The following is a 24,318-nucleotide window of genomic DNA, read 5'->3' as shown; positions in this document are numbered from 1 at the left end:
GGTTAGAGCTCCTTCGCCTGGCCGGAGAATTCTTCCGGGCTGGAGGTAGTCAGGGAAACCGTCCGCTTCTCGATGCGCTTTTCGGTGTCCGGCGCATGCACAACCCGCTGAACGAAGATGCCGGGAATATGGACGTGCGCCGGATCGAGCTCGCCCGGCTCCACCAGTTCCTCCACCTCCGCGATAGTGATGCGGCCGGCCTGCGCACAGAGCGGGTTGAAGTTCATGGCCGTCGCGTGGAACACCAGGTTCCCGTGGCGGTCGCCCTTCCACGCATGGACGAGGGCGAAGTCAGGTGTGACTGACTCCTCCAGCACGTAGTCCTGCCCGTCAAACTCCCGCACTTCCTTGGGGGAGGAAGCAATGGCGATGTTGCCGGCGTCGTCGTATTTCTGGGGCAGCCCGCCCTCGCTCACCTGCGTGCCTACCCCGGCAGTCGTGTAGAAGGCGGGAATGCCGGCGCCGCCGGCCCGCAGCTTCTCCGCCAGCGTTCCCTGCGGCGTCAGCTCAACCTCAAGTTCCCCCGCGAGGTACTGGCGGGCGAACTCCTTGTTCTCACCGACATACGAGCTGATGGTGCGCCGGATCCGGTGGTCGTCAAGGAGCCGTCCCAGGCCCCAGCCGTCCACACCGCAGTTGTTGCTGATGGTTTCGAGTTCCTTGGTTCCCTGCTGGTGCAACGCATCGATGAGGGCCACAGGAATACCGCAGAGCCCGAACCCGCCCACGGCCAGGGACGCGCCGTCAGGAATGTCCGCTACGGCCTCGGCTGCTGAGGCGACGACTTTGTCTATCACTGCTTCTCCCTTACTCGTTTCAATCAGGTGAGTGGCCGACTGCCCGGCTCAGAGTCCCAGTTCGCGGGCAATCAGCATCAGCTGCACCTCGGTGGTTCCCTCTCCAACCTCGAGGATCTTCGAGTCACGATAGTGGCGGGACACCGTGAACTCATTCATGAACCCGTAGCCGCCGAAAATCTGCGTGGCATCGCGGGCGTTGTCCATCGCTGCCTCGCCTGCGACCAGCTTAGCGATGGATGCCTGGGTCTTGAACGGCTTGCCCGCGAGCATCCGCGCAGCGGCGTCGTAGTACGCGAGCCGGGCAGTGTGAGCGCGTGCCTGCATCCGCGCGATCTTGAACTGGATCGACTGGTAGCTGCCGATATTGGCGCCGAAGGCCTGGCGTTCCTTGGCGTAGCGGATGGATTCCTCTACACAGCCCTGGGCGGCTCCGGTAGCGAGCGCAGCGATGGCGATACGGCCCTCGTCGAGGATTTGGAGGAAGTTCGCGTAACCGCGCCCCCGCGTCCCGAGCAGGTTGGCTTCCGGTACGCGCACGTCCTTCAAGGTCAGCGGGTGAGTGTCCGACGCGTTCCAGCCAACCTTGTTGTACGCTTTTTCCGCCGTGAAGCCCGGTGTGTCGGTGGGCACGAGGATGGTGGAAATCTCCTTCTTCACCGAGCCGTCCTCCCGCGTGGCAGTGTCAGTGACGGCGGTGACCGTGACCAGCCGCGTGATATCGGTTCCGGAGTTGGTGATGAACTCCTTGCTGCCGTTGATGACCCACTCACCGTCAACCAGCTTCGCGTTGGTCTTGGTGCCGGAAGCGTCAGAGCCGGCCTCTGATTCGGTCAGCCCGAACCCGGCGAGCGCCTCACCGCTGGTCAGCATCGGCAGCCACTGCTGCTTCTGTTCCTCGGTACCGAACCGGTACACGGGCATGGCGCCCAGTGAGACGCCCGCCTCGAGGGTGATCGCCACCGACTGGTCGACCCGCGCCAGTTGCTCAAGGGCCAGGCACAGCGCGAAGTGATCGCCGTCCATGCCGCCGTACTGCTCCGGGAACGGGAGCCCGAACAGGCCCATCTCGCCCATCTGGGCGATGACCTCGTAGGGGAAGCTGTGCTCTTCATCGTGCTTGGCGGATACCGGCGCCACGACCTGGTCAGCAAACTCCCGGACGGTATCAACCAGGTCCTGGTATTCCTCGCTCAGTTCAAAGTTCATGATTGGGGCTCTTCCTGTTCGGTGGGAACTGTTCCGGCGGCAGGATCTTCTGCCTCGCCGGACGGGACGGGGTGAATGCGGGCAACAACCTGGTTTGCTGACACGAGGTCACCCGGGCTGAGGGTGATAGCAACGGTGCCGGACACTGTCGCGGTGAGCTGGTGTTCCATCTTCATTGCTTCGACGCTCACAAGCACCTGCCCTTCGGCAACGGAATCACCGTCGGCGACATTCACCGTGATCACCGTGCCGGGCATCGGCGAGCGCACTTCCGGATCGGCGGCGCCGTCCGTTCGGGCAATGGAAGCCAGCTGTGTCTGGAGGACCTCCTCGCGGCTCAGCATCCGTACTGGCTGGGACCAACCGGCATCCGTCAGCCACAGTGTGGAGCCGTTCGGGGCGAACCGGGCATCCAGCGTGACACCGTCGACAACGGCGCGGCCCGTCCCGTTTCCCTCCCCATCGACGAGCCAGTCAACCTCATAGCGATTGTCATTGAGAGCAACCACACTGCGCGCGCCGTCGCGCGTCAGGAACACGGTCTGCGGCGAAGTGTTCCCGACCTGAAGCTGAACGGGTGTTGCCGCGTGCACCCCGCCAATGCGCCAGCCGTCCCTTGAGTGCCACGGGGAGGCCGCACCGCCACCTGTGGAATGCCCTGCCAGTACGACGGCGGCCGCAGCGATCTCCGCGTCGGAGGCCGTCCGGAAGGCGAGGTGGGGAAGCTTCCGCTCGATCATGGTGGTGTCGAGCCGGCCGGCGCGGACGTCGTCGTCATTGATGAGCAGGCGGAGGTACTCCACATTGGTGCGCAGGCCCGCTATCCGGGTGCGCGCAAGCGCAGAATTCAGCCGGTCGAGGGCCTCCGAGCGGGACGGCGCCCACGCAATGACCTTCGACAGCATCGGATCATAGGTGGGGGAGATTTCCAGCCCCGGCAGCAGCGCGCTATCAACCCGAATGCCCTCACCCTGCGGTTCGGCCAGGTCGACGACGGTCCCCGCCGAGGGCAGGAAGCCCGCCTCCGCGTCTTCCGCGTACACGCGCGCTTCCACTGCGTGGCCGGTGAGGACGACGTCGTCCTGTGCCAGCGTGAGCTTCTCGCCGGCGGCGATACGCACCTGCCACTCGACGAGGTCCACGCCTGTCACCATTTCGGTGACGGGGTGCTCGACCTGGAGCCGCGTATTCATCTCCATGAAGAAGAATTCATCCGGCGCGTCGTCGGACACCAGGAACTCAACGGTCCCGGCCCCCACGTAGTCCACGCTGCGGGCCGCGTTGCACGCGGCCTCGCCGATCCGCGCGCGGGTCGCCTCGTCAAGAAGCGCCGAGGGAGCTTCCTCGATGACCTTCTGGTGCCGCCGCTGCAGCGAGCACTCCCGCTCCCCCAGGTGAATCACGTTGCCATAGGAATCCGCGAGCACCTGCACCTCGATGTGCCGCGGTGTGCGGATGAGCCGCTCGAGGAACAGGGTGTCATCACCGAAGGCGGACGCTGCAACGCGGCGCGCCGTCTTGAGGCTCTCCGAGAGATCTTCAGCGCGTTCCACGGCGTGCATGCCTTTGCCGCCGCCGCCGGCCGAGGGCTTGATGAGCAGCGGGTAGCCCACCTGGCCGGCTGCTTCGATGAGGTCTTCGTCGGTCAGGCCCGACTCAGCGATGCCGGGGACCACGGGCACGTCGAAGCCGCTGACGTGGTTCTTGGACCGGATCTTGTCACCCATGACGTTGAGGGCGTGGACCCGCGGCCCGATGAACACCAGGCCGGCTTCCTCGAGCGCGCGGGCAAAGGCCTGGTTCTCGCTGAGGAACCCGTATCCGGGATGCACGGCGTCGGCGCCGGTCGCCTTGCAAGCCGCGATGATCGCTTCAATGTTGAGGTAGCTCAAGGCAGCGGCAGCCGGGCCGATCCGCACTGCCTGATCAGCCTCTAGCACGTGGCGTGCACCGGCGTCGGCGTCGCTGTACACGGCGACCGAGCGGATGCCCAGTGCGCGTAGCGTCCGGATCACCCGGCAGGCGATTTCACCGCGGTTGGCTACCAGGACTGTTTCAAAAAGGGGCATCTCACTCACATCCTGAAGAGGCCGAAGGAGGTCTCCGGCAGCGGCGCGTTGGCGCAGACATCGAGCGCGAGGCCAAGCACACGGCGGGTGTCCGCCGGGTCAATGATGCCGTCGTCCCAGAGCCGCGCGGTGGAGTAGTAGGGACTCCCCTGTGCTTCGTACTGCTCGCGGATAGGAGCTTTGAACGCCTCCTCATCCTCGGCGCTCCACTCTTGCCCGCGCGCTTCCAGCTGGTCGCGCTTGACCGTGCTCAGCACGGAAGACGCCTGGTTGCCGCCCATGACGGAAATGCGGCTGGCCGGCCACATCCAGAGGAAGCGCGGCGAGTAGGCGCGCCCGCACATCGAATAGTTACCCGCACCGAAGGAACCGCCGACGACGACGGTCAGCTTGGGCACGCGGCACGTCGCCACCGCTGTGACCATCTTTGCCCCGTGCTTGGCGATGCCGCCGGCTTCATAGTCGCGGCCGACCATGAAACCCGAGAGATTCTGCAGGAAGATCAGCGGAATGCCCCGCTGGTCGCACAGTTCGATGAAGTGGGCGCCTTTGAGAGCTGACTCGCCGAAGAGCACGCCGTTATTGGCAACGATGCCCACGTGGTGGCCATGCAGTGTGGCAAAACCGGTGACGAGAGTGGTGCCGTACTCCTTCTTGAACTCGTGGAACTTACTGCCGTCCACGATGCGCGCGATGATCTCCCGGGCGTCATAGGACGCATTCACGTCGACCGGCACGGCGCCGTAGAGGCTCTCCGGCTCCACGGCTGGTTCTTCGGGAACAGCAGGCGCCCACGCCTGCTCCGGCACGGGCAGGGTCGAGACAATATCCCGAACGATCTCCAGTGCGTGCTGGTCGTTCTCCGCGAGATGGTCGACAACGCCGGACGTCTTCGCGTGCACGTCCCCGCCGCCGAGCTCTTCGGCGGTGACGATCTCACCGATGGCGGCTTTCACCAGCGGCGGGCCGCCGAGGAAGATGGTTCCCTGGTTCCGGACGATCACCGTTTCATCACTCATCGCCGGAACATACGCTCCACCTGCGGTGCACGAGCCCATGACTGCGGCGATCTGCGGAATCTTCCGCGCGGACATGGTGGCCTGGTTGTAGAAGATGCGGCCGAAGTGCTCGCGGTCCGGGAATACCTCATCCTGTCGGGGCAGGAACGCTCCGCCTGAATCCACCAGGTACACGCAGGGCAGGTTGTTCTCCAGCGCGATCTCCTGGGCGCGAAGGTGCTTTTTGACCGTCATCGGATAGTAGGTGCCGCCCTTGACTGTGGCGTCATTGGAAATGACGAGGACGTGACGTCCGTGCACCAGACCGATACCCGCGATGACTCCCGCTCCGGGGCTCTCGTCGTTATACATCCCGTTGGCGGCCAGCGGGGCTATCTCCAGAAACGGACTGCCCGGATCGAGCAGGTGGTCGATCCGGTCCCGCGGCAGCAGCTTCCCGCGGCTGACGTGACGTTCGCGGGAACGCTCCGGGCCGCCGAGGGCAGAGTCAGCGAGCCGGTCCCGCAGCTCGGCAGCGAGTGCGCGCTGGCCGGCGTCGTTCTGCCGGAACGCTTCGGCGTTCGGGTCCAGTCGCGAGGCCAGGGTCTCCATTGACGTCCTTTCGGTCCGCGCGCGAGCCTTCAAACTTCACGCACGCAACCACTCAGTTAGCAGGGATTAACTCAAATTTAGGTTAGTAGCTATTAACCGAACTGTCCACCAGAATGGAGGAATCCCCTCCGAAGTATTCCGCCACCGAAGTTCCTCCACCGAAGAAAGACAGGCATGGAAGCCCCAGCTCCCACCCGGATGACCGGCCGCAGCCTCGCCAAGGCCTCACGGCGAGCGGCACTGTTGGATGCGGCCGCGCAACTGTTCGCCGAGCGCGGCTACAACGGAGTCTCCATCGAGGACCTGGGAGCAGCAGCCGGTGTCAGCGGACCGGCGGTGTACCGGCACTTCAGCGGAAAACCAGCAGTGCTCGCCGCGCTGCTGGCCGGCGTCAGCCAGGATCTGCTCGAGGGCAGCCGTGCCGTTGTTGCTGAATCCCCCGGCCCCCAGCAGGCGCTCCGCGGGCTGATCGAGTTCCAGGTGGACTTTGCACTCCGCAATGCCAACGTCATCAGGGTTCAGGACAGGGATCTCAGCTCCCTGGCTGATGAGGACCAGGAGACCGTGCGTTCCCTGCAGCGCACCTACGTGGAGGTATGGGTGGATGCCCTCGCCGCTCTCGCGCAACAACCAGACAGAACCCATCTGCGCCGCAAGGCCCACGCCGCATTCGGGCTCATCAACTCCACCCCGCACTCCACTCACCGTCGCCGCAGCAGCAAGGACACCGCAGACCTGCGCCAGCTGCTTGAGGAAATGGCGTGGGCCGCCCTCAGCGTGGAGCCATGAGTGCACACGGGGCGCCACTTCCCGCGTCCTAGTACGCTGATGAGTAGAGCACCTCACGTGCACCCTAACCTCGCAGAAACCACCCCTGTTCCGCCTACCGGAAAGTCTCCAGTGATCACGCTACGCGCCGTTGAACCCACCGATCTGGACGAGTTCTTCTCACACCAGCTCGACCCCAGCGCCAACCACATGGCCGCCTTCAGTGCCAAGAACCCCTCGGACCGGGGGGTCTTCGACCTCCACTGGCAGAACATCCTCAATGACCCCACGGTCACAGTCCGCACCATCGAGGCTGACGGAGCGGTGGTGGGAAGTATTCTCGCCTACCGCGACGCCGACATCCCCGAGATCAGTTACTGGATCGACAAGGCGCGCTGGGGCCAGGGAATTACGACGGCGGCAGTCGGCCTCTTCCTCGAAGAGTTCACCGAGCGCCCGCTCCGGGCACGCGCAGTCGCAGACAACACCAATTCGATCCGGATCCTCGAACGCTACGGATTCACCCAGGTCGGTGAGACGCAGGGTTTCGCGAACGCTCGCGGCGCGGTGGTCAGGGAGCTCGTCCTCGAGCTTCGCTAACGGCTCCACATAACGGAACTTTTGTGCAGCTCCGGTGACTTCGACGCTTGTCGAAGTCACCGGAGCTGCACAAAAGTTCAGGGTGGACGGGCGGCCCAACCCGAGGTGGACAGGTCCGTCAGACCATCGTCAGGACCATGCCCGGGTCGGACAGGATGGTCCCGATATCCGCGAGGAAGCGTGATCCCTGTTCGCCGTCCACCAGCCGGTGGTCGAAGGACAGGCTGAGGGTCATGACCTGCCGCAGGGCAACCTCATTCTGGTACTCCCACGGCATCTTCCGCACCGACCCCATGGCCAGGATCGCCGCTTCTCCCGGATTGAGGATCGGCGTGCCCGCGTCAATGCCGAACACACCGACGTTGGTGATGGAGATGGTCCCGCCGGAGAGATCCGCGGGACTGGTCTTGCCGGCACGTGCCGTTTCCGTCAATCCTTTAAGCGCATCTGCCAGCTCGCGGAGCCCGAGCGTGTGCGCATCCCTGATATTCGGGACGACCAAGCCGCGCGGAGTAGCGGCTGCAATGCCCAGGTTCACGTAGTGATGCTGCACAATCTCCTGGGCGGCCTCATCCCACCGGGAGTTCAGCGTGGGATTGCGGTCCAGCGCGATGCACAGTGCTTTGGCCACCAGCACCAACGGAGTAATGCGGACATCTGCGAACGCCCTGCTCGTCTTCAACCGTGCCAGCAGGTCCATGGAAGCCGTGACATCCACGGTCAGGAACTCGGTGACGTGCGGCGCAGTGAAGGCACTGGCCACCATGGCAGCGGCGGTGTGCTTCCGCACGCCCTTGATCGGTGTGCGTGTCTCCCGCTCGCCACTCATGCGCGACGCCGGCGCCCCGCCTGTCTCTGCAGGCTGCACCCCACGGTCGGATCCCTGCTCTCCGGATCCTTCCTGACCGGATCCCCCCTGTGCCGCCAGCACGTCTTCGCGGGTGATGAGACCCTGTGGACCGCTGCCGTTCAGAGCGGTGAGGTCGATGCCGAGATCACGTGCAAGCTTGCGTACCGGCGGGGTTGACCGCGGACGCTCCAGCTGCGCCTCCGCCGGAACGGAGGGCTGCGGTGCCTCAGCCATCACAGGAGCGCCAACGGGTTCTGCAGCGCGGGCAGGCTCTGCCGCTCCGCTGCTGCGCCGAGCCCGCCGCGCGGGCCGGCCCGTCTTCTCAACAGCCGCTCCGTACCCCACGAGGTTGGGTTCCCGCTTGGCCGGCGGCGCGTCGTCGTCGTTTGTGTCCGCTGAGGCGTCCGGAGAATTGGTGGAGTGTCCGCCGGAACCCGGCACGTCGAAGGACACGATCGGCGAGCCGACCTCCACAACCGTTCCGGGCTGTTCGTGCAGCTTCGCCACAACGCCCGCGTACGGCGACGGCAGTTCCACGACCGCTTTCGCGGTTTCAACGTCCGCGATGACCTGGTTCAGCTCCACGGTGTCGCCCACCGCTACATGCCAGGCGACGATCTCCGATTCAGTCAGGCCTTCGCCGAGGTCGGGCAGTCGGAATTCCTTGATCACCGGTGACACTATCCTTCCAGTCCACTGCGGGAGCTAAGGGAGTTTGACCGGCCCAGGGCGCGGTCAACTCCATCGAGTATGCGGTCCAGATCCGGTAGATGATGGAACTCAAGCTTGGAGTAGGGGTACGGGATGTCGAATCCCGTCACGCGGACCGGTGCGTGCTCCAGGTGGTAGAAGCAACGCTCGGTGATGCTCGCCGCAATTTCGGCGCCGAGGCCGCCTGACTGAGCGGCTTCATGCGTAATGACCAGGCGTCCGGTTTTCCGCACCGACTTCTCCACGGTGGCGAAGTCAATCGGAGCCAGGGAGCGCAGGTCAATCACCTCGATCGAAATGCCGTCGTCGGAGGCTGCAATGGCGGCGTTCTGTGCCGTCGGCACCAGAGGCCCGTAGGTGACGAGCGTGACGTCGCTGCCCTCGGTAACCACTTTCGCGTCATTCATGCTGGTGGCGCCCAGATCCACGCCCTCGTCCACCTCACCCTTCACGTGATAGCGGCGCTTCGGTTCGAAGTAGAGCACAGGGTCATCGCTCGCAATGGCCTGCTGGATCATCACAAAAGCATCCTGGGGGTTGGAGACGCTCACCACCCGCAGCCCGGACGTGTGGGTGAAGTACGCTTCCGGGGACTCCGAGTGGTGCTCCGGGGATCCGATACCGCCGCCGAACGGCACCCGGATGGTCAGCGGCACCTTGACTGCACCCTGGGTCCGGTAGTGCAGCTTGGCAACCTGGCACACGATCTGGTCGAACGCCGGGTAGATGAAGCCATCGAACTGGATTTCGACGACGGGACGGTAGCCACGGTAGGCCAGGCCGACTGCCGTGCCCATGATGCCGGACTCCGCGAGCGGCGTATCGAGGACGCGGTGGGACCCGAAGTCCTTCTGCAGGCCGTCGGTGATGCGGAAAACGCCGCCCAACTTTCCGATGTCCTCGCCCATCAGGACAACCTTCGGGTCATTTTCCATGGCCCTGCGAAGGCCTGCGTTGATGGCACGGCCGAATGTCATGGTGGACATCAGCGGCTCGCCTCCCTGGAGGAGTTGGATGCAGCGGTATCTGCGTCGGCGGAATCAAAGTACTTCAGATACTGCTCATAGGAGTCCTGCTGGCGATCGAGCCATGAATTCGGCTCGCTGTAGACGTGCTTAAAGACGTCAAGGACCTGCGGCTCCGGCATAGAGATGCAGCCCTCGCGAAGCCGGGCGGCGACGTCGTCGGCGGTGGCCTTGACGGAATCCGCCACCTCCGCGGACAGCAGTCCGCGTGCGTCCAGAAGCGCGGCCAGGCGTGCGATGGGATCCTTCGCGGCCCAGTCCTCAAGCTCGTTCGCGTCCCGGTAGCGGGTGGGGTCATCGGCCGTGGTGTGCGGGCCCATCCGGTAGGTCACCGCCTCGATGAAGGTGGGACCGCCGCCGGTCCGGGCGCGATCGAGCGCCTCACGGGTAACGGCGAGGCACGCGAGCACATCGTTGCCGTCCACGCGGACGGAGGGGATGCCGAATCCGGGCGCGCGGTGGGCGATGGGCACGTGTGCCTGCAACCCGACCGGCTCGGAGATGGCCCACTGGTTGTTCTGGCAGAAGAAGATGACGGGCGCCTGGTAGCTGGCGGCAAAGACCATTGCCTCGTTGACATCGCCCTGGCTCGTGGCGCCGTCTCCGAAGTAGGTGACCGCAACGGAATCCGCACCGTCCGCCAGGACACCCATGGCGTATCCGGTGGCGTGCAGGGTCTGCGCGCCGATGATGACCTGCGGCGGAGCCATGTTGATGGCGTAGGGATCCCAGCCGGCGGAGGCGTTGCCCCGCCAGACGCGCAGGAGATCCGTGAGGTCCACGCCGCGGCAGTAGGCAACGCCGTTCTCGCGGTAGCTGGAGAAAACAAAGTCATCTTCGCGCAGAGCGCGGCCGGAGCCGATCTGCGCCGCTTCCTGTCCCAGCAACGGCGGCCAGAGCGCAAGCTCACCCTGGCGCTGGAGAGCCGTGGCTTCGGCGTCGATCCGGCGGATGACGATCATGTCCTCGTACAGGGCCTGCAGAGCGGCGTCGTCGACGTCGGAGACCCAGCGGTCATACGCGGCGTTGCTTCGGCGTTCGCCATTGGGCGCAATGAGCTGGACCAGCTCATCCTGCGTGGCATCCGCATCGTTGTTCAGAGGCACGTTCACTCATCCTTCTTCTTACCGGCTTCGGCGTTTGTACACCGGTCAACCGCAGCCTCCGACGCCGATCCGTGGGTGTTCGGCGGGCCGAGGGCGCCGTTGCCCGAGGTTTAGTGTGACGATACTCACGCAAGCCACACAGCACAACCGAACATGGAATGACTGAGCATTGTGCTCGATTTGCTGCCTTCGCGCCGTGCTACCGTTGCGCACTATGCAGCCCCTTGATGCCACTGACACGCGGCTCCTTCTCGCGCTGGCCCGGGACTCCCGGCGGACCGTCGTCGCCCTCGCCCAGAAGCTGGGGCTCTCGCGCAATACCGTCCAGGCACGGATGACCCGGCTGGAGAAGAATTCGACGTTCCTGTCCTTTGAACGGCGGATCAATCCGGCAGCGCTCGGCTACCCGCTCACCGCGTTCATCAATGTCCACGTGGACCAGCGGAAACTCGGCTCCATCACCGGCCAGCTCGCCGGTATCCCCGAGGTCCTCGAGGCGCACGGGCTGACCGGGCAGGCGGACATCCTGGTCCGCGTGGTGTCAGTGGACGCCGAAGACCTCTTCCGGATCAACGGAAAGATCCTGGCCTGCGACGGAGTGGAACGCTGCGATACCTCCCTCGCCATGCACGAGTTGATCCCTTACCGCATGGAGCCCCTGCTGGAGCGCGGTTCCGCGGAGTAACCTCTTCCATTCCTGATCCGAACAGCAGAACCATCCAAAGTGAGCACTGATCCGAATGGTGTGCAGAGCTCCACCAGGGAGCGCACATCACACGAAAGGCATCACCATGGGAACCTCCCCCAACCGGCTACTCGCAACCGTCTTCGGAGCCGTCTACCTGCTCGTCGGGATCCTCGGCTTCTTCGTTACCGCCGGAGTCGGCTTTTTCGCCACTGAGGGCAACACGCTCATCATCTTCGAGGTCAACCCGCTCCACAACATCATCCACCTGGCCATCGGCGCAGCACTGCTGCTTGCCGGCCTCAACTCGGTGAGCGCCGCCAAGGGCGTCAACACCACCGTGGGTGCGGTCTACCTCCTGGTGGGCATCCTCGGGCTCTTCCTGGTCGGCACCTCGCTGAACATCATTGCCCTCAACGGTGCCGACAACGTTCTGCACCTCGCGAGCGCCGTCCTCCTGCTGGGCGTAGGCCTGTCACAGGACAAGAACGTGCGCACCGCCAGCACCCACGCACACACCGCGTAGTCCGGACGTCGCTTTGATGAACAGTGCTGCGGTTGAGGAGCGGGCCCTGCCCGCTTTTCAACCGCGCGCCGACGCGGAGCAGGGCACCACGGGTGAACTGCTCCGCCTGCTGGCCGGATTCACTGCCCTCGGCTCAGGCCTGACGTTCTTTGCCCTCGCAGCCGACGCCCTGCTGGCTGCCGGCGGCATCCTGAATGTTGTGGTGGGAATGCTCACCGGGCTGTGGGCGGCCGCACTTACCCTGTGGGGAATTCTGGCGCTGCGCGGAACGCCCGGGCGGAACCGGGTTCCTGCCCTGCTGGCAGTGGTGGTGCCCGCCGTTCTTCCCGGTGCCGCCGCCGTCGTGCTGGGTGTTCTGGTGTGGGGTGCGCTGCTCGCGCCGGCCGAAAGCAGGAACTTCGACCTCACGCTTGCCTCCGCACTGGCGCTCGTCCTCCTGCAGCTCGGTTGCCGCGGCGCCCTGCACCGGCGGGCAGACCGTTCAGCTGCCGGCGCGAAGCTCTCCCCCGGCAGGCTTCTCACCGGGCTCTTCCTCTGTGCCGTCCTGGTTGCCGGAATTACGACGCCGGGACTCGCCGCATCAACGGCCGGTGACAATGCGGTGCCGCACGGCGAGCACGGCCTGGTTCCCGCGCCGGCGGAGCATCCCGGTCACTGAACAAGCGAGTTCATGAACAGGCAAGTTCGCGAAGATGACAGAAGGGGCCGGAATCGACATGATTCCGGCCCCTGCTGCGTCTAGTTGGGACTAGTGGTTGGTCGCCTTTTCCGCGCCTACCCCTGTCAGCGAGCGGACCTCCATCTCCGCCTGCTTCTGCGCATCCTCAGTCCGCTTGGCCAGCACGGTGCCGAGCCAGCCCAGGAAGAACGCCAGCGGGATCGAGACGATGCCCGGATTGCTGAGCGGGAACCAGGAGAAGTCAGCCGTCTGGATCATCGACTTCTCCCCGCCGGAGACCACCGGCGAGAACGCGATCAGGATGATTGCGGTGAGCAGGCCGCCGTACATGCTCCACAGCGCGCCCTGGGTGTTGAACTTCTTCCAGAACAGCGAGTAGATGATGGTTGGCAGGTTGGCGCTCGCCGCCACGGCGAAGGCCAACGCGACGAGGAACGCAACGTTCTGTCCCTGCGCACCTATTCCGCCGACAATCGACAGCACACCGATAACGACGACGGTGCGGCGCGCCACCTTCACCTCACCGTCCGGATCCACCTTGCCCCGGCGAACCACGTTCGCGTAGATGTCATGCGCGAAGGATGCGGCGGCGGTAATGGTAAGTCCCGCAACCACCGCGAGGATGGTGGCGAAGGCAACTGCGGAGATGATTCCCAGCAGGAATGGCCCGCCGAGTTCGAACGCCAGGAGCGGTGCGGCCGAGTTGACGCCGCCGGGTGCATTATTGATCCGGTCAGCGCCGATGAGGGCTCCGGCGCCGTAGCCGAGAACCAGCGTGAACAGGTAGAACGCTCCGATGAGCCAGATCGCCCACACCACTGAGCGGCGGGCTTCCTTGGCTGTGGGAACGGTGTAGAAGCGCATGAGAACGTGCGGCAGGGCCGCGGTTCCCAGGACGAGCGCCAGGGCCAGGGACACGAAGTCCAGGCGGGTGGTGCCCGAGGCGCCGTACTGCAGCCCCGGGCCGGTGATGGCAGGGTTGCCGGAGGTCTCGATGGCGGCACCGAGCAGGGTCGAGAGGTTGAAGTCGTGCAGGGCGAGCACCCAGATGGTCATCACGAATGCGCCCGCGATGAGCAGGCAGGCCTTGATGATCTGGACCCAGGTGGTGCCTTTCATGCCGCCGATCAGCACGTACAGGATCATGAGCCCGCCAACCACGGTGATGACGAGGGACTGTCCCAGCCGATCGTCGATGCCGAGGAGCAGGGACACCAGGGCGCCGGCTCCGGCCATCTGCGCCAGGAGGTAGAAGAAGCAGACAGCGAGCGTAGTGATGGCCGCTGCTATCCGTACGGGACGCTGCTGCAGCCGGAAGGACAGGACGTCCGCCATCGTGAACTTTCCCGTGTTGCGGAGCAGTTCCGCGACGAGGAGCAGTGCCACCAGCCAGGCGACGAGGAAGCCGATCGAGTACAGGAATCCGTCATAGCCGTTGATCGCAATGGCGCCCACGATGCCGAGGAAGGACGCGGCGGACAGGTAGTCCCCGGCAATAGCCGTTCCGTTCTGCGGGCCGGTGAAGGATCGTCCGGCAGCGTAGTAGTCCGCAGCCGTCTTGTTGTTGCGGCTCGCGCGCAGCACGATCACCAGGGTGATTGCCACGAAAATGCCGAAAATGGTGATGTTCAGCCAGGGCTCGCCGACCTGCGTCGTCTCAACGGTCTGCAGCGGCAGGTACTGCCTCATTTGGTTCCTCCCTCTGGGGCATTGAATACCTCAGGTGCGGCGTCTTCGAGGTCGTTGCGCAGTTCCTCGGCGATTGGATCGAGTCTCCTGTTGGCGTAGCTGACGTACCACATGGTGATCCCGAAGGTGCTGACAAACTGCAGCAGCCCGAGGAGCAGTCCGATGTTGACGTTCCCCCACACGGGGGTGGACATGAATTCGTGTGCGTAATCGGCGAGCAGCACGTACAGGAAGTACCACAGCAGGAATGCTGCTGCCATGGGAAAAACGAAGCTGCGGTGACGCTTCCTCAATTCCTGAAACTGCGGCCGCTGCTGGACTTCCGTGAAGTCCACGGACGCCGACGGCGGTGCGCCGGGTGCGGATGGGTCGTGGCCCATTGATACCTCCTCGTTAGGCTCCCACGCAGGATCAGTACCGCACTGGACGGCAGGGAACGAGGGAGTGTGACTCCCATCACTGTTGGTCACATCGTGTGAGGGCGCCAGCACCTTGGGCAGGCACATCGCCCAACGCGCGTCGGCCTGCGATAAACGGTGCGCGCCTGCGCCGAACGGCTCACGGCCACTGCGCCAGACGATTCAAGGCCATCGTGCCGAACGGTTCAGGGCATGGCAGGGTTCACGGCTACTCTTGACCCATGCTGAGCCCCGCCGTCGACGCCGCGCTGGTCGGCGCCGTCGTTCTCGTCACCCTCGCGGTGGTGGCAGTCCTCGGCTTCAGGTTCTCCCGTTCCTACCGTGACCTCGGTTCCGACGCGGACCGCGCCACCTACGCGACGCTGCACACCGTTGCGCTGGCCTCTGAGCACCTGAGGACCGGCCTGACGCCCGGCGGAGCGTCGAAGGCGGCACGGCACCTGCGGGGCCTGCTGCGCAGCCAGGCTCTCCTGGTGACGGACCTGAACGGCGTCCTGGCGTGGGATGGCACCTCCGCCGAACCCGCTGAGGTGATGACCGTTGTGCAGGAGGTCCTCTCCAGCGGGCGGACGCAGATCTTCAAGAGGCTCCGGCTGGGGCCGGTGACCGGAGGAGAGGAAGGACTTGCCGAGGCAGTTCTGGCACCGATCCGGGTAAACGGCCGGGTGGTGGGAACGGTGGGAGCCTTCGCACCGACAGTCAGCGCAGGGCTCGTCCGCGCGACGAATGAGGTCGGCGCCTGGGTGGCCACCCAGGTGGAGCTGGCCGAGCTGGATTCCTCGCGCACCCAACTGATGGAGGCCGAGGTCCGTGCGCTCCGGGCGCAGATCAGCCCGCACTTCATCTACAACTCCCTGAACGCCATCGCGTCCTTCATCAATACGGACCCACAGCGGGCGCGGGAGCTCGTCGTCGAGTTCGCGGACTTCACGCGCTACTCCTTCCGCCGCCACGGCGACTTCACCACCGTCGCGGAGGAGCTGAGGTCCATCGACCGCTACCTGCTGCTGGAGCGGGCGCGTTTCGGTGACCGGCTCCGCGTCAGCCTCCAGATCGGTCCGGAGGTGCTCAGCACCGTGATCCCCTTCCTCAGCCTCCAGCCGCTGGTGGAGAACGCCGTCCGCCACGGCCTCGACTCAAAGGACGGGACAGGCAACATCACCATCACAGCGCACGACGCCGGCGCCTACGCGGTGGTCACCGTCGAGGACGACGGCGTGGGGATGGATCCCGATCGCCTGCGCGCCGTCCTTGCCGGGCACGTCGACGGAGTCCACGTGGGGCTGCGGAACGTCGATTCCAGGCTGCGTCAGGTGTACGGTGACGCCCATGGGCTGATCATCGATACCGCACCCGGCGCCGGCACCCTGATCACGCTGCGCGTTCCGAAATCCCAGCCCGCCCACCAGACCTGAGGGTTGCCCTGCGTCCCGTGGCGCGGACGCCTGATCGACCGCGTAACCTAAGGAGCATGGTCAACGTGGTCATCGTGGACGATGAACTCCCGGCGCTCGCCGAACTCGGCTTCCTGCTCTCCAAGGACGCCCGCATCGACGCAATCCATCAGGCGTCCAGCGGCGCCGAGGCTCTCCGGATCCTGCAAAGCCACCCGATAGATGCACTGTTCCTCGACATCCACATGCCGTCCCTCTCAGGGCTGGACATCGCCAGGGTCATCTCGCGCTTCAGCCGGCCTCCCGCCGTCGTCTTCGTCACGGCGGACGAGGACCGGGCGCTCGAGGCGTTCGAACTTCGCGCCGTCGATTATTTGCTCAAGCCGGTGCGCACGGAAAGGCTGACCGAGTCCGTCCGGCGGATCTGCGAGCTGATGGAGGACGGCGCAGCCACCCCGGACGTCATCACCGTGGATCAGGGCGGCATCAGCAGGATGATCCGGCGCGACGAGATCCGCTACGTGCAGGCGCAGGGCGACTACGCCCGGCTGCATACGGCCGAGGCGAGCTACCTCATCCGCATTCCACTCAACGACCTTGAACGGCAATGGGCCGATGCCGGTTTCCTGCGGACGCACCGCTCCTACCTCGTGGCCATGGATCAGGTGACCCAGGTCAAGCTCGGGTCAGGCAGGGCAAGTGTCCTCGTGGGCGAGGCGGAACTGCCCGTCAGCCGGCGGCACCTGTCCCAGATCCGCGGCAAGCTGGAAGCCACCCGCCTGAGGCCGGGACAGTAACGAACGTGACAGAGCCTGAGGACCGCCCGGCCCGGGTTCGGGTCACCGCGCCGCACTCCGCCGCCGGGCCCGCCGGAACCTTTCCCGTCTCGCGAGAGATGGCTGAACAGTCCGACGTCGGCGAGCTGTTTGTGCGTTCACTCATCCGATCCCAGCTGCGCCTCGCCGTGGTGGTCGCCTCCGGTTTCCTTGTAATCCTGGTGGGCATCCCCATCCTGTTCAGCATCTTCCCGGCCGTCACAACGTGGACCGTCGCAACCGTGCCCGTTCCCTGGCTCCTGCTCGGCCTGGGCATCTATCCGCTCGTGATTGGCTGCGCCGTCCTGTATGTGCGAAGCGCCGGGCGCATTGAGCAGCGCTTCCGGGACCTGGTGGACGACCGGTGACATTCCCTGAGCTGAACCCTGTGGTCGGTTACGTGTCACTGGTGATGGTCGCGGTCTCCACCGTCCTGATCGGCATCTATGGACTCCGGATCTCCCGGACCACCGGTGACTTCTACGTGGCCTCGCGTACGGTGCGACCCTGGTGGAACGCCTCGGCGATCGGGGGCGAATACCTCTCAGCAGCCAGCTTCCTCGGCGTGGCCGGCCTGATCCTGCTCTCCGGGGTGGATGCGCTGTGGTTCCCCATCGGTTACACGGCCGGTTACCTCATGCTCCTGCTGTTCGTGGCCGCTCCCCTGCGGCGCTCCGGCGCCTACACCATTCCTGATTTCGCTGAAGCCCGCCTCGAGTCCCGCAATGTCCGCCGGATCACCAGCCTCCTCGTCATCGCCGTCGGCTGGCTCTACATCGTGCCGCAGCTGCACGGCGCCGCCCTTACCGTGCGGATCACTACCGGGCTGCCGTCGTGGGTAGGTTCCGTCGCCGTCGTCGTGGTTGTCTGCCTCAGCGTCATTACCGGCGGCATGCGGTCCATCACCTTTGTCCAGGCCTTCCAGTACTGGCTGAAGCTGACTGCGCTTGCCGTCCCCATTGTCTTCATCCTGGTTCAGCTGACCGGCACCGGTGAATCGATCACGAACGACGGCGCGGTCTTCGCACCGGAACTCAACACCACCGCCGATGCCACCCTGTACCAGAACATCTCGCTGGTCATCGCCCTGCTCTTCGGTACCTTGGGACTGCCCCACGTGCTGGTGCGTTTCTATACGAACCCGGACGGCGCTTCCGCCCGCCGGACAACCCTGCTGGTGCTGGGGCTGCTCTCCGTGTTCTACCTCTTCCCGACGCTGTATGGACTGCTGGGACGGATCCACACTCCGGATCTGGCGGTCCGCGGCGCGGCCGATGCCACCGTGCTGCTGCTCCCGAGCCGCATTTTCGACGGCGTTGGCGGAGACATCCTGTCGGCATTCGTCACGGCGGGTGCATTCGCCGCATTCCTCTCGACCACCAGCGGTCTTGTGGTCTCGCTGGCCGGCGTGGTGAGTCAGGACTTCTTCCGTGCCAGCGTTTCCGGGTTCCGATGGGCGGCGATTGTCTCGGCGCTCATACCGCTGGGGTTTGCCCTGCTGACGGACACCCTTGCCCTGGCCGGCAGCGTGAGCATGGTTTTTGCCTTCACTGCCTCCACGATCTGCCCGCTGCTGGTGCTCGGCATCTGGTGGCGGGGGCTCACGGATGCAGGAGCCATCGCGGGCATGGTTTCCGGGGCGGTTCTGTGCGGCGGATCGATCCTGATAGCTGCGGGCCTGGGTATGGATCAGGCCCCGCAGTGGCTCCAGCTGCCCGCGCTCTGGACGGTCCCTGCTGCGTTTGCGGTCACCATCACGGTGTCGCGGCTGACCGCAAACCGCCGGCCGATGAACACATCACGGGTGCTTGCGCGGCTGCATACGCCTGAGGCTGTGTGACGGTACTGGTACGTGCCCGGAAGCTAGTCGATGGCCGCCATGAGTTCAACCACGCGGTCCAGGAAGGCATCCACCTGGGTCTCCTCGTACCCGTCCTGGCCGATAGCTTCACGGAAAACGGCCCGGCGGACTACATCGACGCTGAGCGGCATGTCCCTCTCGAAGTACCCGAGCAGCTCGTTGCAGAGGGCATCTACGTCCTCGATGTCATAGCTGGTCGTGTTCTTCCGGGAAGGACGCCGGAACCGCTCCCCCGGCGGCCTGTGCAGCCTGCTCCTCAGGACGGCGGACGTGCGCCCGATCTGCATCAGCCACGCCTGTTCGCCGCTCGCCGCGATCAGGGTGTCCCGCTCCCGCTGGGCAAAGACGTCTTCCAGCCGGTCCAGTGCGGCATCGACCGCGCGTGGTTCATATCCGCCCCGGGCAGGATCAAAGGCGGTGGTGCGGACTTCGGCACTGGTCACAGGCTCACCGTCGGTGCCGTCCGAGTTGTAGAAGGTGCGTGCACGGGTCAGGAACCTGTCGACCTGCTTTGCCTTATAGCCGTATTCACGGCGGCCGACACGGGCGAACGGCGAACTGCCGTTGCGTGCTCCATCCATAGTTGTGCGTTTCACTTTCTTTGCAACGGCTTCGGTGCAACGGCGCAGTCACGACGCGCCGTCGTCAAGTTCTATAGGGTCCCGGGTACCAATGTAACGGACAGCAGGAACGCAACCGGCGAAGCAAAAACAATCGAGTCAAGCCGGTCCATCACGCCGCCGTGTCCAGGCAGAATGCTGCTCATGTCCTTGACTCCGAGTTCCCGCTTGATCATGGACTCGGCGAGGTCTCCGGCGGTAGCCGCGGCGACAACGGCGACCGCCAGGCAGATACCGACCCACCAGGGCCTGTCCAACAGGAAAACCACTGCAAGTACGCCGACAACCATTGCTCCGCCGATCGACCCGCCAAAGCCTTCCCAGGACTTCTTCGGGCTGATCCGGGGTGCCATGGCGTGCTTGCCGAAGAACGCCCCCACCAGGTAGCCGAAGGTGTCATTGGCAACCACGAGCAGCAGCAGGGTTGCCACCTTGATCGGTCCCGAAGGCTCCTGCAGCAGCAGCATTGCGAAACTCAGGAGGAACGGTACCCAGAGGAGGACGAAGGTTCCCGCCATGATGCTCCGCGCGGCGTCGGGCGCAGGGTCGAGGCTGCGCCACAGAGCGATCGCGGTCACGGACACCACTGTGGCGAATGCCAACGCCTCAGGGCCGCCGAGGTAGGCGGCGAAAGGCAGCGCCACGCCGGCAGCCAGCGCCGGAACGGTGGGAACCTTGATTTGGCGCACCTCAAGCGCCCTGCCGACTTCCCAGACGCCGACGACGCCGATCATCGTGGTCAGCGCCACGAACGCAAGGGGAAGGAACAGCATGCCGACCAGCAGCGAGATCAGCAGCGCAAGCCCGACCCCGATGGCCGCGGGAAGGTTCCGCCCTGCCCGTGAGGGCTCGCCGGACTTGGCACGGGGCGGACGGCGCTTGAACATGCTTTTGCTCTGGAGTGCCCCTTCGCGCAGTGCACGCCTGCCGGACAGCGCACCGGAAGCCGGCGGACCGGCCGGCGCCTGGTGCGCGGCATCAGCGTTTGCAGCATCAGCGGCAGGCGTGCGGCCAGCCTCTGGAGAAGGCTGGGAGTCGCTCATCAGACTTCGAGCAGCTCGGTTTCCTTGCGCTTGAGCATGTCGTCGATGGTGTCAGTGTGGGACTTCGTCCGTGCGTCGAGGTCTTTCTCGGCGCGGGCGCCGTCGTCCTCGCCGGCGTCACCGTCCTTGACCGCCTTGTCAATGCCGTCCTTGGCCTTGCGGCGGATGTTCCGGATCTGGATCTTGGCGTCTTCAGCCTTGCCGCGCACTACCTTGACGTATTCCTTGCGCCGCTCCTCGGTCAGTTCGGGAAGAACCACACGAATGACGTTGCCGTCGTTGGACGGGTTGGCGCCAAGATCTGAGTCACGGAGGGCCTTCTCGATCTCAGAGAGCGCGGAGCGGTCGAACGGCGTGATGAGCAGCGTGCGTGCTTCCGGGTTCTGGAAGGATGCCAGCTGCTGCAGCGGCGTCGGCGAGCCGTAGTAGTTCACGACGACCTTCGAAAACAGGGACGGGTTGGCACGGCCAGTGCGTATGGTTGCGAAATCTTCCTTCGCCGCCTCGACTGCCTTGTCCATGCGCGCGGTTGCCTCTGACATGGTCTCTTCGATCACGATTGCTCCTTTGGTTCGAAATCCGCTGCTTCTGAGCGTCCGATTCAGTTGATAATCCTAGTTCACAGCCGGGCTCCTGCCGGGACTTCACCGACCGCTGCGCGGCGCTCAGGCCGTGACGACCGTGCCTATCCGTTCACCCATGATCGCGCTGGTGACGTTGCCCTCGCCCTCCATGCCGAAGACCACCATGGAAAGATTGTTGTCCTTGCACATGGTCATGGCCGTCTGGTCCATGACCCGGATGTCCTGGCGCAGCGCGTCGTCATAGGACAGCGAATCGAGTTTCTGCGCGCTCGGGTCCTTGCGGGGGTCCGCGGTGTAGACGCCGTCGACACCGCTCTTGGCCATCAGAACGACGTCGGCACGGACTTCCAGCGCCCGCTGGGCGGCGACTGTGTCGGTGGAGAAGTAGGGCAAGCCTGCACCTGCACCGAAGATGACGACCCTGCTCTTTTCCAGGTGGCGGATTGCCCGGCGGGGGATGTAGGCTTCGGCGACCTGGCCCATGGTGATTGCGCTCTGCACACGGGTTTCAACGCCGGCCTGTTCCAGGAAATCCTGCAGCGCCAGGCAGTTCATGACCGTGCCGAGCATGCCCATGTAATCCGCACGCGAGCGGTCCATCCCGCTCTGCGAGAGCTCGGCACCGCGGAAGAAGTTGCCTCCGCCCACCACGATGGCAACCTCCACTTCGCCGATCGTCGCGGCAATCTGCTTGGCTATGCCGCGCACCATGTCAGGATCGACACCGAGCTTGCCCCCGCCGAAAACCTCTCCCGAGAGCTTCAACAGCACGCGCCGCCTCGGGGATTCGCTGTGACCGGCCTTGTCGTATGTGTCCATGATGCCTCCCGGGCAGTCGTACGTGCGTGTCAGAATCTGAGTTCCGTGTGGGTGTCAGCGCGTCAGCAGTGGAACTGATGTCCGGCTTGGTAAGTCTTACAGGTTTCCGGCAGGTCCACTCGCCGGACATGGCGGAGGGGCGGCCACCGTGGCGACCGCCCCTCCATCATCTCAAACAAAAACCGGCCCGGAAGGGTCAGTACCTGATCAGGCACCCACCCGGAAGCGAGCAAATTCCTTGGGCTCGACAGAAGCTTCCTTCAGTACCTGGGCAACCGACTTCTTGGCGTCCTTGGCGAACGCCTGGTCAACCAGCACGCCCTCCTTGAAGAACCCGGTCAGGCGGCCTTCGACGATCTTGGTGAGGGCGGCCTCGGGCTTGCCTTCGGCGCGTGCGGTCTCATCGGCAATACGGCGCTCGGTCTCGACCAGCTCTGCCGGTACGTCCTCACGGGTGAGGTACGTGGGCGAGTAGGCTGCAATGTGAACTGCCACATCATGGGCAGCCTCAGCCGCGGCGTCTCCGCTACCTTCAACGGCGAACAGCACGCCCACCTGTGCGGGGAGGTCCTTTGACGTCTTGTGCAGGTAGGCATCGACAATGGCGCCCTCGACGCGTGCCACGCGACGGATGTCGACCTTCTCGCCGAGCAGCGCACCGGCCTCGATGACATGTTCGGAAACCGGCTTGCCGTCAAGGGTGTAAGCGAGCAGTGACTCAACGTCAGAGGCGCCGGACTCGATGGTCGCAGCGAGCACCTTGTTGGCGAACTCGATGAACGGCCCGGCCTTGGCCACGAAGTCGGTTTCGCAGTTGACCTCGACCATGACACCGACGTTACCGTCAACCTTGGCGGCCACGAGACCTTCAGCGGTTGAGCGGCCTTCGCGCTTGGTGGCGCCCTTCAGGCCCTTGATGCGGATGAGCTCCATGGCCTTCTCGGCATCGCCGTTGGCCTCGTCGAGCGCCTTCTTCACGTCCATCATTCCGGCGCCGGTCCGCTCGCGGAGAGCCTTGATGTCAGCGGCAGTGTAGTTTGCCATTTGAACTCCTCAGATGTGGGTTTCTCGTCAAGTATTGAGTAAAAGTTCTCCGGATCTTTCTCCGGCACAAGCGAAAGGGTGCGGGCTTTGACGTCCCGCACCCTGTCGATGAAACTACTTGCTCTCGCTGTTTGCAGCTTCCTCAGCAGGAGCGTCAGTTGCGGGGGCTTCCTCAGCAGCGGCAGCCGGTGCTTCTTCAGCGGCGGGAGCTACTTCAGCGGCGGGAGCCTCAGTTGCCGGAGCTTCCTCAGCAGGCGCGTCTGCAGCGGGTGCATCAGCAGCGGGTGCACTCTCGGCAGGTGCGGCGCTACCCTCAAGCAGCTCACGCTCCCACTCGGCGAGCGGCTCTTCTGCTGCGGCAGCATCATTGCCGGAGGACCGGTTATTGCGGGCGATGAGACCCTCAGCAACGGCGTCAGCGACAACGCGGGTCAACAGGTTGACTGCGCGGATGGCGTCATCATTACCCGGGATCGGGAAATCAACTTCGTCAGGATCACAGTTGGTGTCGAGGATGGCGACAACCGGGATGTTGAGCTTCTTCGCCTCGTCGATTGCGAGGTGTTCCTTCTTCGTGTCGACAACCCAGACGATGGACGGAGCCTTCGTGAGGTTGCGGATGCCACCCAGGTTGGTCTCGAGCTTGGTCAGCTCGCGCTGCAGCAACAGCAGTTCCTTCTTGGTGTGCCCGGAACCGGCGACATCCTCGAAGTTGATCTCCTCAAGTTCCTTCATGCGCTGGATGCGCTTGGAAACCGTCTGGAAGTTGGTGAGCATGCCTCCCAGCCAACGCTGGTTGACGTACGGCTGGCCAACACGGGTTGCCTGCTCGGCAATTGCTTCCTGTGCCTGCTTCTTGGTGCCGACGAACAGGACGGTGCCGCCGTGGGCAACAGTGGCCTTGATGAACTCGTAGGCGCGGTCGATGTAGGACAGCGACTGCTGGAGGTCAATGATGTAGATTCCGTTGCGCTCCGTGAAAATGAAGCGCTTCATCTTCGGGTTCCAGCGACGGGTCTGGTGGCCGAAGTGGACGCCGCTGTCAAGCAGCTGGCGCATGGTAACGACTGGCATGCCGTTCCTTTCGTTGGGCAGCACAGGCACTGCTGTGTTCTGCCGGTTTGACGGTTGATGTCCCGCGGGTGAACGCGGGGGTCCTGGTGCCCGTCAGCTGTGCGCTCACTCCTCCAACCGGATTTCTCCGGACCGCTGGAGCAGTGTTCCCAGGCGTAAGCTCACTCATGAAAATCGATGGCGAGATGCCTGCGAATCGGGGACACGCGTAGTCAGTTCCCGACACCCAACGGACCGAAAGAGCCTTTCATGGCACGACGGGATACGGAGAACTGCTTCATCAAGTGTACTACAGCCGCCACATCCCCCGGACTGGCAAAG

At 64.6% G+C, this 24,318-nt stretch carries 24 protein-coding genes; 9 read left to right on the top strand and 15 right to left on the bottom strand.

Going from position 1 to position 24,318, the window contains the following annotated elements; genetic code table 11:
- Window positions 1–2: 2 nt before the first annotated feature.
- From ABFX19_RS15575 to ABFX19_RS15560, 4 genes are read right to left on the bottom strand one after another with little or no spacing between them, the layout of a single operon-like run.
- Window positions 3–797, bottom strand: a complete 795-nt coding sequence (locus tag ABFX19_RS15575) for a CoA transferase subunit A (RefSeq protein WP_346028863.1) — start codon at window positions 795–797, stop codon at window positions 3–5.
- A 48-nt stretch (window positions 798–845) separates the two neighbouring features.
- Window positions 846–2,009: an acyl-CoA dehydrogenase family protein gene (locus tag ABFX19_RS15570; RefSeq protein WP_346028928.1), complete on the bottom strand. Its 1,164-nt coding sequence runs from the start codon at window positions 2,007–2,009 to the stop codon at window positions 846–848.
- Window positions 2,003–4,075, bottom strand: a complete 2,073-nt coding sequence (locus tag ABFX19_RS15565) for an acetyl/propionyl/methylcrotonyl-CoA carboxylase subunit alpha (RefSeq protein ID WP_346028862.1) — start codon at window positions 4,073–4,075, stop codon at window positions 2,003–2,005. Before ABFX19_RS15565 ends, ABFX19_RS15570 begins: the two co-directional genes overlap by 7 nt.
- A 5-nt stretch (window positions 4,076–4,080) precedes the next feature.
- Complete coding sequence (locus ABFX19_RS15560) at window positions 4,081–5,685, bottom strand: carboxyl transferase domain-containing protein (RefSeq protein ID WP_346028861.1); 1,605 nt, start codon at window positions 5,683–5,685, stop codon at window positions 4,081–4,083.
- A 174-nt stretch (window positions 5,686–5,859) separates the two neighbouring features.
- On the opposite strand from ABFX19_RS15560, the gene ABFX19_RS15555 reads away from it, so the two are divergent.
- Together ABFX19_RS15555 and ABFX19_RS15550 are read left to right on the top strand one after the other, a co-directional pair.
- Window positions 5,860–6,474, top strand: coding sequence for an SACE_7040 family transcriptional regulator (locus tag ABFX19_RS15555; RefSeq protein ID WP_346028860.1), 615 nt, complete (start codon window positions 5,860–5,862; stop codon window positions 6,472–6,474).
- A 39-nt stretch (window positions 6,475–6,513) separates the two neighbouring features.
- Window positions 6,514–7,053 carry a GNAT family N-acetyltransferase gene (locus ABFX19_RS15550; RefSeq protein ID WP_318533035.1) on the top strand — a complete coding sequence of 180 codons (540 nt, stop codon included), beginning with the start codon at window positions 6,514–6,516 and terminating at the stop codon, window positions 7,051–7,053.
- A 118-nt stretch (window positions 7,054–7,171) separates the two neighbouring features.
- Here ABFX19_RS15550 and ABFX19_RS15545 read toward each other — a convergent pair whose 3' ends face one another.
- Genes ABFX19_RS15545 through pdhA form a run of 3 tightly spaced genes read right to left on the bottom strand, consistent with a single transcriptional unit; the run spans window position 7,172 to window position 10,745 of the window.
- The gene (locus ABFX19_RS15545) at window positions 7,172–8,575 is read right to left on the bottom strand and encodes a dihydrolipoamide acetyltransferase family protein (protein WP_346028859.1); all 1,404 of its coding nucleotides are present in this window, start codon (window positions 8,573–8,575) and stop codon (window positions 7,172–7,174) included.
- A gap of 8 nt (window positions 8,576–8,583) precedes the next feature.
- The gene (locus tag ABFX19_RS15540) at window positions 8,584–9,600 is read right to left on the bottom strand and encodes an alpha-ketoacid dehydrogenase subunit beta (RefSeq protein WP_346028858.1); all 1,017 of its coding nucleotides are present in this window, start codon (window positions 9,598–9,600) and stop codon (window positions 8,584–8,586) included.
- Window positions 9,600–10,745: a pyruvate dehydrogenase (acetyl-transferring) E1 component subunit alpha gene (gene pdhA / locus ABFX19_RS15535; protein WP_346028857.1), complete on the bottom strand. Its 1,146-nt coding sequence runs from the start codon at window positions 10,743–10,745 to the stop codon at window positions 9,600–9,602. The genes ABFX19_RS15540 and pdhA overlap by 1 nt, the downstream gene beginning before the upstream one ends.
- Window positions 10,746–10,959: 214 nt before the next feature.
- On the opposite strand from pdhA, the gene ABFX19_RS15530 reads away from it, so the two are divergent.
- The 3 genes from ABFX19_RS15530 to ABFX19_RS15520 all read left to right on the top strand — a co-directional run bounded on the left by ABFX19_RS15530 (window position 10,960) and on the right by ABFX19_RS15520 (window position 12,614).
- A complete protein-coding gene (locus ABFX19_RS15530) occupies window positions 10,960–11,430 on the top strand; it encodes an Lrp/AsnC family transcriptional regulator (protein WP_056549215.1) in 471 nt (156 codons plus the stop codon).
- 106 nt (window positions 11,431–11,536) lie between these two features.
- A complete protein-coding gene (locus ABFX19_RS15525) occupies window positions 11,537–11,956 on the top strand; it encodes a DUF4383 domain-containing protein (RefSeq protein WP_346028856.1) in 420 nt (139 codons plus the stop codon).
- A gap of 16 nt (window positions 11,957–11,972) precedes the next feature.
- On the top strand, window positions 11,973–12,614 hold the full coding sequence (locus ABFX19_RS15520) for a hypothetical protein (RefSeq protein WP_346028855.1): 642 nt from the start codon (window positions 11,973–11,975) through the stop codon (window positions 12,612–12,614).
- Between the two features lie 90 nt (window positions 12,615–12,704).
- Here ABFX19_RS15520 and ABFX19_RS15515 read toward each other — a convergent pair whose 3' ends face one another.
- On the bottom strand, window positions 12,705–14,324 hold the full coding sequence (locus ABFX19_RS15515; protein ID WP_277359679.1) for a solute symporter family protein: 1,620 nt from the start codon (window positions 14,322–14,324) through the stop codon (window positions 12,705–12,707).
- A complete protein-coding gene (locus tag ABFX19_RS15510) occupies window positions 14,321–14,704 on the bottom strand; it encodes a DUF485 domain-containing protein (protein WP_346028854.1) in 384 nt (127 codons plus the stop codon). Before ABFX19_RS15510 ends, ABFX19_RS15515 begins: the two co-directional genes overlap by 4 nt.
- A 260-nt stretch (window positions 14,705–14,964) precedes the next feature.
- On the opposite strand from ABFX19_RS15510, the gene ABFX19_RS15505 reads away from it, so the two are divergent.
- From ABFX19_RS15505 to ABFX19_RS15490, 4 genes are read left to right on the top strand one after another with little or no spacing between them, the layout of a single operon-like run.
- Entirely contained in the window at window positions 14,965–16,158 is a 1,194-nt protein-coding gene (locus ABFX19_RS15505) for a sensor histidine kinase (RefSeq protein WP_277359681.1), read from the top strand.
- A gap of 56 nt (window positions 16,159–16,214) precedes the next feature.
- Entirely contained in the window at window positions 16,215–16,934 is a 720-nt protein-coding gene (locus ABFX19_RS15500) for a LytR/AlgR family response regulator transcription factor (RefSeq protein WP_056548551.1), read from the top strand.
- Window positions 16,935–16,939: 5 nt separating this feature from the next.
- Window positions 16,940–17,320 (top strand): DUF485 domain-containing protein, encoded by a 381-nt coding sequence (locus tag ABFX19_RS15495; RefSeq protein ID WP_318533045.1) that lies wholly within the window; start codon window positions 16,940–16,942, stop codon window positions 17,318–17,320.
- Window positions 17,321–17,331: 11 nt separating this feature from the next.
- Window positions 17,332–18,792, top strand: a complete 1,461-nt coding sequence (locus ABFX19_RS15490) for a sodium/solute symporter (RefSeq protein ID WP_346028927.1) — start codon at window positions 17,332–17,334, stop codon at window positions 18,790–18,792.
- A gap of 23 nt (window positions 18,793–18,815) precedes the next feature.
- On the opposite strand, the gene ABFX19_RS15485 is transcribed toward ABFX19_RS15490, so the two are convergent.
- The 6 genes from ABFX19_RS15485 to rpsB all read right to left on the bottom strand — a co-directional run bounded on the left by ABFX19_RS15485 (window position 18,816) and on the right by rpsB (window position 23,997).
- A complete protein-coding gene (locus ABFX19_RS15485) occupies window positions 18,816–19,394 on the bottom strand; it encodes a DivIVA domain-containing protein (protein ID WP_346028926.1) in 579 nt (192 codons plus the stop codon).
- Window positions 19,395–19,465: 71 nt separating this feature from the next.
- A complete protein-coding gene (locus tag ABFX19_RS15480) occupies window positions 19,466–20,320 on the bottom strand; it encodes a phosphatidate cytidylyltransferase (RefSeq protein WP_346028925.1) in 855 nt (284 codons plus the stop codon).
- Window positions 20,321–20,475: 155 nt separating this feature from the next.
- Window positions 20,476–21,033 carry a ribosome recycling factor gene (frr, locus tag ABFX19_RS15475; RefSeq protein WP_056548557.1) on the bottom strand — a complete coding sequence of 186 codons (558 nt, stop codon included), beginning with the start codon at window positions 21,031–21,033 and terminating at the stop codon, window positions 20,476–20,478.
- A gap of 108 nt (window positions 21,034–21,141) precedes the next feature.
- Window positions 21,142–21,879, bottom strand: a complete 738-nt coding sequence (pyrH, locus tag ABFX19_RS15470) for a UMP kinase (RefSeq protein WP_277359638.1) — start codon at window positions 21,877–21,879, stop codon at window positions 21,142–21,144.
- A gap of 207 nt (window positions 21,880–22,086) precedes the next feature.
- The gene (gene tsf, locus ABFX19_RS15465) at window positions 22,087–22,923 is read right to left on the bottom strand and encodes a translation elongation factor Ts (RefSeq protein WP_277359639.1); all 837 of its coding nucleotides are present in this window, start codon (window positions 22,921–22,923) and stop codon (window positions 22,087–22,089) included.
- A gap of 114 nt (window positions 22,924–23,037) precedes the next feature.
- Window positions 23,038–23,997, bottom strand: coding sequence for a 30S ribosomal protein S2 (rpsB, locus tag ABFX19_RS15460; protein WP_277359640.1), 960 nt, complete (start codon window positions 23,995–23,997; stop codon window positions 23,038–23,040).
- Window positions 23,998–24,318 lie beyond the last annotated feature (321 nt).

The sequence above is a fragment of the Arthrobacter parietis genome (assembly GCF_039530425.1).
In the GTDB taxonomy this organism is placed as follows: Bacteria; Actinomycetota; Actinomycetes; order Actinomycetales; family Micrococcaceae; genus Arthrobacter_D; species Arthrobacter_D parietis.
Note: the sequence above shows the minus strand (reverse complement) of the source record. Positions and strands in the feature narration are given on the sequence as shown.

Excerpts from the sequence above, each read along its gene's own strand:
- ABFX19_RS15480 (WP_346028925.1), bottom strand. The coding sequence starts at position 20,320 with ATGTTCAAGCGCCGTCCGCCCCGTGCCAAGTCCGGCGAGCCCTCACGG.
- ABFX19_RS15525 (WP_346028856.1), top strand. The coding sequence starts at position 11,537 with ATGGGAACCTCCCCCAACCGGCTACTCGCAACCGTCTTCGGAGCCGTC.
- ABFX19_RS15530 (WP_056549215.1), top strand. The coding sequence starts at position 10,960 with ATGCAGCCCCTTGATGCCACTGACACGCGGCTCCTTCTCGCGCTGGCC.
- ABFX19_RS15565 (WP_346028862.1), bottom strand. The coding sequence starts at position 4,075 with ATGCCCCTTTTTGAAACAGTCCTGGTAGCCAACCGCGGTGAAATCGCC.
- rpsB (WP_277359640.1), bottom strand. The coding sequence starts at position 23,997 with ATGCCAGTCGTTACCATGCGCCAGCTGCTTGACAGCGGCGTCCACTTC.
- ABFX19_RS15540 (WP_346028858.1), bottom strand. The coding sequence starts at position 9,600 with ATGTCCACCATGACATTCGGCCGTGCCATCAACGCAGGCCTTCGCAGG.
- ABFX19_RS15485 (WP_346028926.1), bottom strand. The coding sequence starts at position 19,394 with ATGGATGGAGCACGCAACGGCAGTTCGCCGTTCGCCCGTGTCGGCCGC.
- pyrH (WP_277359638.1), bottom strand. The coding sequence starts at position 21,879 with ATGGACACATACGACAAGGCCGGTCACAGCGAATCCCCGAGGCGGCGC.
- ABFX19_RS15560 (WP_346028861.1), bottom strand. The coding sequence starts at position 5,685 with ATGGAGACCCTGGCCTCGCGACTGGACCCGAACGCCGAAGCGTTCCGG.
- tsf (WP_277359639.1), bottom strand. The coding sequence starts at position 22,923 with ATGGCAAACTACACTGCCGCTGACATCAAGGCTCTCCGCGAGCGGACC.
- ABFX19_RS15505 (WP_277359681.1), top strand. The coding sequence starts at position 14,965 with ATGCTGAGCCCCGCCGTCGACGCCGCGCTGGTCGGCGCCGTCGTTCTC.
- ABFX19_RS15550 (WP_318533035.1), top strand. The coding sequence starts at position 6,514 with ATGAGTAGAGCACCTCACGTGCACCCTAACCTCGCAGAAACCACCCCT.
- ABFX19_RS15510 (WP_346028854.1), bottom strand. The coding sequence starts at position 14,704 with ATGGGCCACGACCCATCCGCACCCGGCGCACCGCCGTCGGCGTCCGTG.
- ABFX19_RS15555 (WP_346028860.1), top strand. The coding sequence starts at position 5,860 with ATGGAAGCCCCAGCTCCCACCCGGATGACCGGCCGCAGCCTCGCCAAG.
- ABFX19_RS15515 (WP_277359679.1), bottom strand. The coding sequence starts at position 14,324 with ATGAGGCAGTACCTGCCGCTGCAGACCGTTGAGACGACGCAGGTCGGC.
- ABFX19_RS15520 (WP_346028855.1), top strand. The coding sequence starts at position 11,973 with ATGAACAGTGCTGCGGTTGAGGAGCGGGCCCTGCCCGCTTTTCAACCG.
- ABFX19_RS15500 (WP_056548551.1), top strand. The coding sequence starts at position 16,215 with ATGGTCAACGTGGTCATCGTGGACGATGAACTCCCGGCGCTCGCCGAA.